Source organism: Hoylesella loescheii DSM 19665 = JCM 12249 = ATCC 15930 (assembly GCF_000378085.1).
GTDB classification, from domain to species: domain Bacteria; phylum Bacteroidota; class Bacteroidia; order Bacteroidales; family Bacteroidaceae; genus Prevotella; species Prevotella loescheii.
Window position 1 is genome coordinate 117,528 of the sequence record NZ_KB899214.1, and the last position, 11,307, is coordinate 128,834.

The window sequence follows — 11,307 nt, forward strand, 5'->3', positions numbered from 1 at the left end:
ATTTGCGTTGCGTAAACAAAGGCCTTCGAACACCTTGTTTTAGGCATTGTGTTATCCATTGCAGTGCCATAGCCTACAAAGTGTAGTTAAAAGGTGGATTGTGCCTGTCGGTTTTGCGATAAAACAACAAAACAAAGAAACTTATCTATAATGTTAAATATAGGCGAAAATTTTCTTCTTGAGACTCATTTTGCCCAAGAACTCTATCGAGAACATGCACAACGGATGGCTGTAATAGATTATCACAGCCACATTTCCCCACGTGATGTGGCCGAAGATCGCATCTTCGACTCCATTACCAGCATCTGGATGGAGAACAACCCATATCTATGGCGAGCCATGAGGGCGAATGGCGTGGAAGAGACGTATTGTACAGGGACGGAAACCGATGATTGGCTGCGATTTGAGAAGTGGGCGCAAACCATGCCTTATCTTATGCGCAGTCCACTTTACTTGTGGTCGCATTTGGCTTTGAAGACGGTTTTCGGCATTGACGAAGCGTTAAATCCACACTCGGCCCGTCGTATTTTCGATGCGTGCAACGCACAGTTACAGGGTGGGGAACTTAGCGCGCAATCGCTGTTACGCCGTTTTCGCATAGCGTGCATTTGCACCATCGACGATCCTATCGACAGTCTTGAACATCATCGAAAGTTGAAAGGCGAGGGGAGCGACATACGGATGTTGCCCACTTGGCGTCCCGACAAGGCCATGAACATTGAGAAAAAGGAGTTTCGTAACTATGTAACGCAGTTGGGCGAGGTGGCCAATATAGACATTTCTACCTTCAATGGCCTTGTTGATGCCCTGCAAAGCCGACACGACTTCTTTGCGCAGAATGGCTGTCGCATAGCTGATCACCAGCTAGAAGAGTTTTACGATGAGCAATATACCGACTCGCAGATAGAGATTATCTTTGAGAAGGCCATGCGTGGACAAGACCTTTCGCGTTCAGAGGTGCGCCAATACAAACACTGTTTTTTGAAACTCACAGCCGAAATGAACCACGCCGCCAACTGGACGCAACAATATCATTATGGAATTTTGCTAGACAATAATTCCCTTTTATACGAAAGTGTGGGGCAGGGTATTGGTGCCGACTCGATTGGCGAACCCTATACGGCGCACGCAATGAGTCATTTTCTCGACGATTTGCATACTCGCGGCAAGTTGGCACGCACCATCTTGACCTGCTTGAACCCTGCCGACAACGACATGCTTTGCTCTATGACAGGTAATTTCCAAGAGGCGGGCATCCCCGGTAAATTGCAGTTCGGTATGGGATGGTGGTCTAATGCCCAACCCGGATGTGTTGGCGAACAGATAGATGCCCTATCGCGCTTTGGCCTTTTGGGACGTTCGATAGGTGTGTCTACAGGCTCTCGCTCGCTGCTCTCGCTTGTAAGGCACGAGTATTTCAGGCGTTTATTGTGCAACCTTTTGGGTAACGATGTTGCAAAGGGGCTTCTCCCCACCGACATGGAGGCGGTAGGTGCGCTGGTGCAAGACGTTTGCTATAACAATGCCCATCGTTATTTTGGGTTCTAGATAGATGAGTGAGCACATGAACTTATAGGATATATATTACTGACAAATACATTTATAATTCTTAATTTTTAAAAACTGACAACATGAACAGAACATTTAAACAAATGGCTTTGCTGTTTTTCGCGGCATTGCTTTTCGCACAATGTAATCAACCCGATGCCAAAAGTTTGCGTATAAGAGGAAAACTAACGGGTGTGAAAGATTCGATTCTCTTTTCAATCACAGCTATAGAGAAGGGTGAAGCGGTGTTTCGTGACACAACGGTAAACACCAACAATGGTGAATTCGACTTCACAATGTCGCTCGATAGCGTATGCTCTATGGAGGTGGTAGATGGCGCAAGCGATCGAGAGAACCGCTATGTAGGCTTCTACACTTTGGCCGTGCCAGGCGAAGAGATGGTTTTGGAGGGCGACATTAATAAAGGATGGCGTTTTGATGGCAGTGCCTTTTACCGCGACTTTAATGAAGTGGAGCAAGCCATTCAGCCCATTAACTTAGAGATGAGGGCCTTTGCTGCGTCTTTTGACAGCATATTACAGGCTAATAAATTAACCGCAGAGGCCGAGATGCAGTATAGCAAGCATGGACTAGACCTTTATCGTAAACTAGAAAAAGCTGCTTTCGCTTTCGCTAAGTCACATCCCGACATGGAAGCGTCTGTAGGTCTGATAAGCTATTTGGATATAGACAGTGCCAAAAAACTAGTTAAACTGCTAAAACCTAGCGTGCTTGATGGACGCATGAAGGCGTTTGTAGATCCACGCATCAATTTACCCAGCATGCAGCCCGTACCATATAATAAGTAGAAAACGGAACTGTTTGTTGGCGATATTTAAGGCACGCCGTGGCTTTTGTCGTGCCTATAGGGCAAGTTGGGTAAACACCATCTAATTGCCTTTTCATGGAACGCGCCAATATGCCACGGCGTTAAAGATTGTATCAGTTAACGACATGAAGATGAGAAAATTGTTAATCTTGTCGGTTTTCTTTGCCTTGTGCCTTTCGGGTATGGCTCAGAGAACCGATAAAGGAAATTTTGTAACTAAGGTAAACGCAATACCCGGAGGGTATAACTTTTGGGTTTACACGCCTGTTGAATACGAAGTGGATCGACATCCCCTGCCATTGGTTATCTTTTTGCATGGAGCAAGCCTTTGCGGCAACAACTTACAGCGTGTTCGTCGCTATGGGGTTCTCGACGCGATAGACCGTGGCAAGATTATCCCTACACTTGTTGTGGCGCCGCAAAACCCTGGTGGCGCATGGAGTCCGCAGAAGATAAGCGACCTTTTGGAATGGACCAAGGCTAACTATTCGGTAGACACCACGCGTGTTTATGTGCTGGGCATGAGTCTTGGGGGCTACGGAACAATGGACTTTGTTGCCGCTTATCCCGAGAAGATTGCTGCTGCCATGGCCCTTTGTGGTGGGTGTTCGCGCAATGATGTCAGCGGGATAGGGCGTGTGCCGATGTGGATCATGCACGGAACGGCTGACCGAGCCGTGCCAATGAAACATTCGGAAGTGGTGGTAAACAAGCTTAAAGCCCAAGGCAACGATAAGCTTTTGCGTTACGATTGGGTGCAAGGTGGGTCGCACGGACTGCTTGCTAGACTTTTCTACCTGCAAAAAACATACGATTGGCTCTTTTCTCATTCGTTGCGCGACAATCCCCGAACGATAGACAAACACTTCGAAATTACTCGCGAAGATATCAATCAAACTTATCAAGAGCTTAAACGATTACCTTCGTGGTATGATAACGACTAGTTAAAATGAGGTTTTAAAAGCTGAGAGATAAAAGATGAAAGGGTGAAAAGATGTTGCTACCATTGGCAAAACGCTTTTCACCCTTTCACGTTTAAATCTTCTTTGTACACTTTTGCCTTTTCATTTTGATGCGAGTTCAGGATAAGAGAAATCTGTTATTTCAACTACCGCGTAGCGGTTGGTCTGTTGGTAGGGCAGGGTTGGTAGCAACGGCGATCTACCCTGCCTAAGTTGTACGTGAGCAAAGCTAGGCCGAAGGTCTTGGTCTTTTTATGGTTGAACTATCTTTTTGGGGAAACCAATGGATAAAAACGATGCCCTTCGTCAATAACATTTACCCTCATATCCGTCTATCGACTAGACGACAGATGCGGTAAACGTAAACAGATCAAGGCCTTCGGCCTAGTTTTGGTTTTCCATCTGCAAGACAGGGTAGCTTACTTCGTTAGCAACCCTGCCCTGCCAACAGACCAACCGCTACGCGGTAGTTGGTGAGGTAGTCATTCGTTTTTTATCTAATCTTTCTCAAAAGGCATTTTATCTTATCACGAATTCACGTTTAGATGAGAGTTCAGGATAAGAAACCTGCATTTTTGACCATGTGCTTAGGTAAAGAATACGCCTATTGGGTCCAACCGCCATACTGTGGTTGCTACAGGGAAGTATCTTTATAAGCAGACCATTATAAATTGTTTATAGCTTCAATAGGAACTAAATAGAATGGTGTTTATGTATATTGGTAACCGATAGGTGTTTAATGGGTTATGATAGTTTGAGCGAGTTTGGGATAAAACACAATCGTTATGCCAACTACCGCAACGCGCTAGTTGGCGAGATACTTATTCGTTTACCTGTCTAGTCTTGTTCAAGAGGCATGGTATCTTATCCCGAACGCGCCAATTAACCCTTCCGTGGTTCGCATTTTCATCGTTCCGAAGATGCGTCTTCTAAGCCCTTATGATGCGTTATTTGATTATCCACTGTGTTAAAGATGTCTTGGACACCTGTTCCATGTTATCTGGAATGCTGTTCCAGTTGATTTGGAATCCTGTTCCAACTTATCTGGAACAGGGTTACATCTTAGTGGTAACGTTGCAATTTACCCAAAAGCTTGTTGTGATTGCTAATCGATAGGCGTGCAGCAACATACATTTTAGCTTAAAACAAACTAGAAGAACGGTTTGGAAAGACGAAAAGGTGTGCCTGATAGGGATGACAAATTGTTTGCGATTAACCTTTAAAGGCCTATAAAATGGCGTCAGTTTCTTTTTGCCTTTTCACTTTTTCACCCTCTCACCTTTAAACCGCCTTTTCCACGTTCTTCCTTATCTTCGCAAGATATTCCTTCATTCCGTCGGCATCTTTCCTGTCGATAATCTCAAGCAGGTTGTTTAACTCGTCGCGAATATGGCCCACTTGTTCAGCGGTATAAGGGTTGAAAAGTATCTCGCGTAGCAAAAAATCGTCTTCGCCTAATACTCCACGTGCAATGTTAAGGTGTCTTTTGAAGGTTGTTCCGGGTGCATCTTGTGGCTTCATCACCGCTGCAAACACAAAAGTGCTAACAAAGGGGATGCTTAAAGAATAGGCCACGGTGCGGTCGTGCTGTTCAAACGTGTATTCGTGAATGTTCAGGCCCAACCTACCATATAGGTCGCGAAAGAAAATACGGCCCATATAGTCGCCCTCACTGATAATGATGGCGTTTTCGTCGCTTAGCTTATTGAGGTTGGCAAAAGTGGGACCGAACATCGGGTGCGAAGAGACGAAAGGGCGGTTGCAGCGTTCGTAATACTCTTGTAGTCCCGTTTTAACCGATGCAATGTCGCTGATGATACACTGTTGGGGCAGAAAGGGCATCACGGCTTCAAACGCAGCGACGGTATATTTCATGGTTACGGCGTTGATTAGCAATTGCGGTTCAAACTGTTTCACCTCTTCCAACGAAGAGAAACGGGCGCAATTGTATGTAAATCGCATTCTGCGCGGCTCTTTGTCGTAAACGGCCACCTCGTGTTCGAAGCTCAGTAGGTCGGTAAAGAAACTTCCCATCTTACCCGCGCCCAGTATCAATATCTTCATCTTGCTACTTGTTTATAATCTCCATTTGTTGTCTAACCGATTCTTCGTGTACGCTTTCGAACACCATTGCCACAAATTCGGGACTCATACCACATAGTGCACCCTGCGCACCACGCTTCTCTAATATCTCATTATATCTGCTTGCTTGAAACACCGTCATGTTGTGTTCTTTCTTATACTGACCAATCTGCCTGCAAACCCGCATACGTTTAGATAGCAGTTCCATCAATTGGTTGTCTAAATCGTCAATTTGTTGCCTCAATTGGGTGATCCCCTCCTGCATCAAACCTTTGTCGCGTACGATGAGTAGCGAGAGAATATAATCGAGAACATCGGGTGTAACCTGCTGCTTTGCATCGCTCCACGCCTTGTCGGGGTTGCAATGGCTTTCTACAATTAGTCCGTCGAAGCCCAGGTCCATGGCCTGTTGGCACAACGGAGCCACCAGTTCGCGCCTTCCACCGATGTGGCTTGGGTCGCAGATAATGGGTAGTGCGGGTATTCTGCGGCGCAGTTCGAGAGGTATTTGCCACATGGGCGAGTTGCGATACATCTTGTTGTCGTAGCTCGAAAAGCCCCGATGTATGGCCGCCAGCCGCTTAATGCCTGCCTGATTGATGCGTTCCATACCGCCAATCCACAATTCCAAGTCGGGGTTCACTGGGTTTTTAACCAGCACCGGCATATCCACTCCACGCAAGCTGTCGGCCAGAGCCTGCATGGCAAAGGGGTTAGCTGAAGTGCGCGCGCCAATCCAAAGGATGTCGACATCGTGTTTAAGGCATAACTCAACGTGCTTGGGAGTGGCCACTTCGGTAGCGATGAGCATACCCGTTTCTTCCTTAGCGCGCTTTAACCAAGGCAGAGCCATTTCTCCGTTACCTTCAAAGCCACCTGGTTTCGTGCGTGGTTTCCATGCACCTGCCCTGAAAATATGACATCCCTTTTGCGCCAAGGCGCGGGCGGCTTGCATCACCTGTTCTTCGGTTTCGGCCGAACACGGACCTGCCATCACAATGGGCCGTTCGTTGTCGCTGGGTAGGTTAAGGGGTAATAAGTCTAGTTCCATATCTTTTTTCCTATTGTATCGTTGTTATTTTGGGTTGATGGGTTGATGAGTTATTGAGTTCGTGAGCTGTTTGGGCTTTAAAATTGTCTTGAATTTACAGGTTCTTTGGCATATCGTCAATGGCTCGTGCGATAAAACGAAGAAGTTCAGAACCTAAACACTCATAAACTCATAAACCCAATAACTTAAAAACTCAATTTACTTGTTGCCGATAATTCTCTGTAAGGCTTCTTCCATTCGTTCTTTTTTTGCACACAACGAAATGCGCATATAACGCTTGCCGTTGCTGCCAAAAACAAATCCAGGTGTGACGAACACGCCATGTTGGTGAAGCAATTGTTCGGTAAGTTGTTCTGCATCGGTATATTCGTCGGGTATTTTTCCCCAGAGGAACATGCCTGTTTGTTGTGGGTCGAAGGTGCAACCTACCGCTTTCATGATCTTCTCGGCAATGGTTCTACGCTGCAAGTACACCTCATTATTATATTTGGCGTGCCACATTGGATCGTTTCCGATGAGTGCTTCGGCAGCTGCAAGTTGAATGCCACGAAACGTTCCGCTGTCTATGTTGCTCTTCACCTTAAGTATCCATTGCACCCAAGTAGCGTTGCTGACGCACATTCCCACACGCCATCCTGGCATGTTGTGGCTCTTGCTAAGCGAATTTAACTCGATACAGCAATCTTTGGCACCGTCTACTTGCAGTATAGACATTGGTTTGTCGTTCAGTATAAGCGAGTAGGGGTTGTCGTTCACCACGACAATGTTGTGCCTGCGGGCGAAATCTACCAGTCGTTCGTATGTCTTCCTTGTTGCCCTTCCACCAGTAGGCATGTGCGGGTAGTTGGTCCATAGCAGCTTAACACGACTTAAATCCATGTCCTCTAGTTCGTCGAAGTCCGGCTGCCATTGGTTTTCTTCACGCAAGTTATAGTTTAAAACCTCTACCCCTAGCAGTTTACTGAGCGAAGTGTAGGTTGGATAACCAGGGTTGGGTATCAACACTTGGTCGCCTACATTGGCTAAAGCTAGGGTAACGTGCAATATACCCTCCTTGCTTCCGATAAGTGGTAACACCTCGTTTTGCGGATCTACGTCCACGCCGTACCACCTACTATAAAATGCAGACATGGCTTTAAGCAATTCGGGCGTTCCCTTTGTGGGTTGGTATCCGTGTGCGTTCTCCTGCTGTGCCACCTCGCAAAGCTGTGCAATCGTGTTGGCAGAAGGGGGCAAATCCGGAGATCCGATGGCCAAACTGATAATGTCGTTGCCCTTGGCCACTAGCTGCGCCACCTCTTCCAGCTTTTTGCTGAAATAGTATTCTTGCACCAAGCCGAGTCTTTTTGCAGGCTTTATGCCAAGTGTTTTATTGTTTCCCATCTTCATATTCTCCTAAAATCTTAAGTTTTTTGGTAAGCGGAACGATGGCGTCGATGCTTTGGTGATAGCGTGTGATGTTATCGAACGTAACGTCAACGTAGAACAGATATTCCCATTCGTGTCCGATAACGGGCAGCGACTGTATCTTGGTGAGATTGATGTTGTAGAACGAAAGGATGGTGAGTACCTTTGATAGGCTGCCTTCTTCATGAGGGAGCGAGAACACCAAGCTAGCTTTGTTGGCGTGTTCCCATGGCCGCAGGCTACCCGCACGTTGCGGATGACACACCACTAGAAAGCGCGTGAAGTTGTGCTTATTGTCTTCAATGTGGTCTTCCAGTACCTTTAATCCATACAATTTGGCTGCCGAGGCGTTGCAGATGGCTGCCCAGCCTTGCTGTTTAGTTTGTGCGATAAGTTCGGCTGATCCTGCCGTGTCTTCCGCTTCCACAGCTTTTAGCTTGGGATGTTGTGCTAAGAACTCCCTACATTGCATCAAGGCCACGGGGTGCGAGTGCACTTCGCGCAACGAATGCCAATCGTCTTCGGGCAGACAGCAAATTGAATGCTCAATATGTAGCTTGTGTTCGCCAACGATGGTTGTGCCCGAGGCGCGTAGCAGTTCGTAGTTATGCAGCAACGAACCTGCAATGGTATTCTCGATAGCCACCATTCCAATCACCGTTGGGTCGTTGGCAATCTGGCGGAACACCTCTTCAAAGGTGTTACAATATATGCCCTGCACCTGCTCGGTGTTGAAATATTGGTGAGCGGCTATGTCGTGGAACGAGCCCGCGATGCCCTGAATGGCAATTCTCTTCATACTTCTTATAATAAAAAAACATCCCGCCTCAATGGTGTTGAAGCGGGATGTTGGTGTTATTTTATTCTTGTTATGTTTACGTCAGTTGTTGGCACGCATCTTCCCGCTTTACATTTTCTTTGTAAAGTAAAAGTAAAAGAAGTATGCGTTAAAGCTCAACATGTTGTATTATTTATAGAAATTACATCTGCAAAAGTATTACTTTTATTCTTATTTCCCAAAAGAATTATCACTTTTTTAGTGTCATAAGATATTTTTCTTCGGTTTTAAGGTGGATGGACTGTTGTCTGTGGTAGCTGAATGGTAATGTGTGCTGGGGGCTTCGATGCCTTATTTGGCTTTGTAGAAGTCTGTTTAGAGCATTCGTTGTAGCACGTTAACTTGTCTGCTAGTACATTTTTATCCATTCACCAGCTTGCCGATCTGTTAACTTGTTAACGTGTATTCGTCAACTTACCTAGCAACATTTATCGTGAAATATTTTGCTATCCCCCCTTTTTTTGCTACCTTTGCCCCCGCAAAACGCGGATGTAGCGTATTTGTGATACCGGTTCCGTAGCTCAGTTGGATTAGAGCAACAGCCTTCTAAGCTGTGGGTCTTGGGTTCGAACCCCAACGGAATCACTTGAGAGGACACCTTTTAGGGTGTCCTCTTTTGTTGTAAACGAAGCTTATTTCGGTACAGATATGACATTAATGCAGGGTTGCATTCGCCTGTGTTATATGCTGTTTAACCAGTATAAGGTAAACAGTAATAAGGAAAACTGAAGCACCATGACCAATGGTATGCCATATTTAAACTTCTTTTGCATCGTTTTATGATGCCATACTTTCATACCAACCCACGCCCCGATACTACCTCCTATTACCGTTACGCTTAAAAGTGTAGCCTCAGAAATACGCCACTTGTCATGTTTGGCCTTCCATTTATCTATGCCAAACAGAACTAAACCCAACACATTGACGGTGATGAAGTAAGCAAGAACGACATGCAAGGGAAGCCCTTTCATCGGCTTAATCGAAGATTTTCTTCCAAATCCATAATACCGATACTGCTCCAAGTACGCAAAAAACGAAGTTCGTGAGATAGCCTTTACCGAATAGCTCGATATTTAATAAGTGGCTGATAAACGTACCAGCGTAGCTACCCACAACGCCTACGACAAGGTTCATGCAACATCCTTTGCCTTCTCCACTCATGATACGATTGGCAACGTACCCAATCAAAAGGCCTGTCAGTATGGGCCATGCTGTAAAATCTGCTATATGTTCTAACATGAGTTTCCCTATTTTACTTAACATCCTTTGCCGTCAATGCTACATGCAGCACCTTCGGGAGCATCTTCTATCGTAATGTTGTCTAATGAAAACTGTACGCTTCCATCTTCAAGCAAGAAGCATGGAATGCCAACGCTACCATGTTTCTTAGCCTCGGCAAACGCAGGGTTATTGTCGCGGAGTGCCAAGAACTGCTTTAAGTTTCTTACGTGTTCACCAATATCTATCAATTCGTAAGCGGGATTACCTGCCAACTGTGCCTTTACCTGTGTACAATCAGGACAGGTGGCCATTACAAATACCTTTGTCATAATTTATTGTTTATTTATGTTGATGTTATATTTTAATTTTCAAACGCCGCGTCATTAAATGGATTGGTGTTCTTTGACGTGGGTTTACTCTTTCGTTATTGCAAAGTTACAGTAATTAATCCGAAATCCATCTTCTTGACTTGTGTATCTGAAGTCACTCATGTATTGACGCCTCATCTTAGTCTATGCAGTTACAATCCGTTTAGGTTAAATTCTAAACAACTTCTTTCGCCACGTCGTGGTTATTATATTGTCCTATCAGAAATTATCTTTTAATTGTTAATAATGCTTTGAAGATGGGAAGTTATTTATGGCTACCTAAGATATGGTAGAGAAAAAGTTGTAAATTAGCACTCGGAATTTTGCTCCAACCGATATAAATTAATAGGAGTTTTACTTCAACTTATAACTTAACGCCTCGATTATGATAGATCAGATTATAAACTACAACAAGACTTTTGTGGCGCAGAAAGGCTACGAAAAGTATATCACGGATAAGTATCCAGATAAGAAATTGGCTGTGCTTTCTTGCATGGACACAAGGCTTACCGAACTCCTTCCTGCTGCATTGGGTTTAAAAAACGGCGATGCAAAGATTATTAAGAATGCAGGAGGCTTGGTTATCTCTGCCTTTGATTCGGCCATGCGAAGTCTTATTGTGGCCATCTACGAACTAGGTGTAACAGAAATCATGGTGGTGGCTCACTCACATTGCGGTGCTTGCCACATGAACTATGACCACTTCCATCAAGAAATGATTGCCCGTGGCATAACGGACGAGACACTAAACACCATCCGAAAATGTGGAGTAGACCTCGACTCTTGGCTTGAAGGTTTTAAGGATACGCATACTTCTGTGCGCAAAACTGTTGATACGATCAAGACCCATCCACTAGTTCCAAAAGATGTTGTGGTTCGAGGGTTTATCATTGATTCTGAAACGGGAGCTCTAGAAGAGATTTTCTAAGTGGCTTGCATCTTTAAACGAGACTTCTCCCAATGGTCAATGCCTGGTTGGAGAAGGTTCTGCTAGGCATATT

11 protein-coding genes and 1 tRNA gene are annotated in these 11,307 nt (G+C 45.3%); 5 read left to right on the forward strand and 7 right to left on the reverse strand.

Annotation, left to right across the window (positions count from 1 at the left end):
* The first annotated feature begins 150 nt into the window (after positions 1-150).
* The 3 genes from uxaC to F453_RS0106755 all read left to right on the forward strand — a co-directional run bounded on the left by uxaC (position 151) and on the right by F453_RS0106755 (position 3,321).
* On the forward strand, positions 151-1,548 hold the full coding sequence (uxaC, locus tag F453_RS0106745) for a glucuronate isomerase (RefSeq protein ID WP_018967327.1): 1,398 nt from the start codon (positions 151-153) through the stop codon (positions 1,546-1,548).
* Positions 1,549-1,631: 83 nt separating this feature from the next.
* Complete coding sequence (locus tag F453_RS0106750; protein ID WP_018967328.1) at positions 1,632-2,357, forward strand: hypothetical protein; 726 nt, start codon at positions 1,632-1,634, stop codon at positions 2,355-2,357.
* Between the two features lie 145 nt (positions 2,358-2,502).
* Positions 2,503-3,321 (forward strand): carboxylesterase family protein, encoded by an 819-nt coding sequence (locus F453_RS0106755; protein ID WP_018967329.1) that lies wholly within the window; start codon positions 2,503-2,505, stop codon positions 3,319-3,321.
* Positions 3,322-4,620: 1,299 nt separating this feature from the next.
* Here the strand turns inward: F453_RS0106755 and F453_RS0106760 are convergent.
* The 4 genes from F453_RS0106760 to F453_RS0106775 form a co-directional block, all read right to left on the reverse strand.
* Positions 4,621-5,403, reverse strand: coding sequence for a prephenate dehydrogenase/arogenate dehydrogenase family protein (locus tag F453_RS0106760; protein ID WP_018967330.1), 783 nt, complete (start codon positions 5,401-5,403; stop codon positions 4,621-4,623).
* 4 nt (positions 5,404-5,407) lie between these two features.
* Positions 5,408-6,472, reverse strand: coding sequence for a bifunctional 3-deoxy-7-phosphoheptulonate synthase/chorismate mutase type II (locus F453_RS0106765; protein ID WP_018967331.1), 1,065 nt, complete (start codon positions 6,470-6,472; stop codon positions 5,408-5,410).
* A 198-nt stretch (positions 6,473-6,670) separates the two neighbouring features.
* Positions 6,671-7,861, reverse strand: a complete 1,191-nt coding sequence (locus tag F453_RS0106770; protein WP_018967332.1) for a pyridoxal phosphate-dependent aminotransferase — start codon at positions 7,859-7,861, stop codon at positions 6,671-6,673.
* Positions 7,842-8,678, reverse strand: coding sequence for a prephenate dehydratase (locus F453_RS0106775; RefSeq protein WP_018967333.1), 837 nt, complete (start codon positions 8,676-8,678; stop codon positions 7,842-7,844). Before F453_RS0106775 ends, F453_RS0106770 begins: the two co-directional genes overlap by 20 nt.
* A gap of 549 nt (positions 8,679-9,227) precedes the next feature.
* On the opposite strand from F453_RS0106775, the gene F453_RS0106780 reads away from it, so the two are divergent.
* Positions 9,228-9,302: transfer RNA gene (locus F453_RS0106780), tRNA-Arg, on the forward strand.
* 95 nt (positions 9,303-9,397) lie between these two features.
* Here the strand turns inward: F453_RS0106780 and F453_RS0106785 are convergent.
* Genes F453_RS0106785 through F453_RS0106795 form a run of 3 tightly spaced genes read right to left on the reverse strand, consistent with a single transcriptional unit; the run spans position 9,398 to position 10,267 of the window.
* Positions 9,398-9,688: a DUF1294 domain-containing protein gene (locus F453_RS0106785; protein ID WP_018967334.1), complete on the reverse strand. Its 291-nt coding sequence runs from the start codon at positions 9,686-9,688 to the stop codon at positions 9,398-9,400.
* 4 nt (positions 9,689-9,692) lie between these two features.
* Positions 9,693-9,956: a GlsB/YeaQ/YmgE family stress response membrane protein gene (locus tag F453_RS0106790; protein ID WP_025790036.1), complete on the reverse strand. Its 264-nt coding sequence runs from the start codon at positions 9,954-9,956 to the stop codon at positions 9,693-9,695.
* Between the two features lie 17 nt (positions 9,957-9,973).
* The gene (locus F453_RS0106795) at positions 9,974-10,267 is read right to left on the reverse strand and encodes a hypothetical protein (RefSeq protein ID WP_009235808.1); all 294 of its coding nucleotides are present in this window, start codon (positions 10,265-10,267) and stop codon (positions 9,974-9,976) included.
* A 424-nt stretch (positions 10,268-10,691) separates the two neighbouring features.
* On the opposite strand from F453_RS0106795, the gene F453_RS0106800 reads away from it, so the two are divergent.
* Positions 10,692-11,234 (forward strand): beta-class carbonic anhydrase, encoded by a 543-nt coding sequence (locus F453_RS0106800; RefSeq protein ID WP_018967336.1) that lies wholly within the window; start codon positions 10,692-10,694, stop codon positions 11,232-11,234.
* Positions 11,235-11,307 lie beyond the last annotated feature (73 nt).

What these genes read in the sequence shown, in the direction of transcription:
- F453_RS0106790 (WP_025790036.1), bottom strand. Translation starts at nt 9,956, where the DNA reads ATGTTAGAACATATAGCAGATTTTACAGCATGGCCCATACTGACAGGC.
- F453_RS0106795 (WP_009235808.1), bottom strand. Translation starts at nt 10,267, where the DNA reads ATGACAAAGGTATTTGTAATGGCCACCTGTCCTGATTGTACACAGGTA.
- F453_RS0106800 (WP_018967336.1), top strand. Translation starts at nt 10,692, where the DNA reads ATGATAGATCAGATTATAAACTACAACAAGACTTTTGTGGCGCAGAAA.
- F453_RS0106785 (WP_018967334.1), bottom strand. Translation starts at nt 9,688, where the DNA reads ATGAAAGGGCTTCCCTTGCATGTCGTTCTTGCTTACTTCATCACCGTC.
- uxaC (WP_018967327.1), top strand. Translation starts at nt 151, where the DNA reads ATGTTAAATATAGGCGAAAATTTTCTTCTTGAGACTCATTTTGCCCAA.
- F453_RS0106770 (WP_018967332.1), bottom strand. Translation starts at nt 7,861, where the DNA reads ATGAAGATGGGAAACAATAAAACACTTGGCATAAAGCCTGCAAAAAGA.
- F453_RS0106755 (WP_018967329.1), top strand. Translation starts at nt 2,503, where the DNA reads ATGAAGATGAGAAAATTGTTAATCTTGTCGGTTTTCTTTGCCTTGTGC.
- F453_RS0106760 (WP_018967330.1), bottom strand. Translation starts at nt 5,403, where the DNA reads ATGAAGATATTGATACTGGGCGCGGGTAAGATGGGAAGTTTCTTTACC.
- F453_RS0106750 (WP_018967328.1), top strand. Translation starts at nt 1,632, where the DNA reads ATGAACAGAACATTTAAACAAATGGCTTTGCTGTTTTTCGCGGCATTG.
- F453_RS0106765 (WP_018967331.1), bottom strand. Translation starts at nt 6,472, where the DNA reads ATGGAACTAGACTTATTACCCCTTAACCTACCCAGCGACAACGAACGG.
- F453_RS0106775 (WP_018967333.1), bottom strand. Translation starts at nt 8,678, where the DNA reads ATGAAGAGAATTGCCATTCAGGGCATCGCGGGCTCGTTCCACGACATA.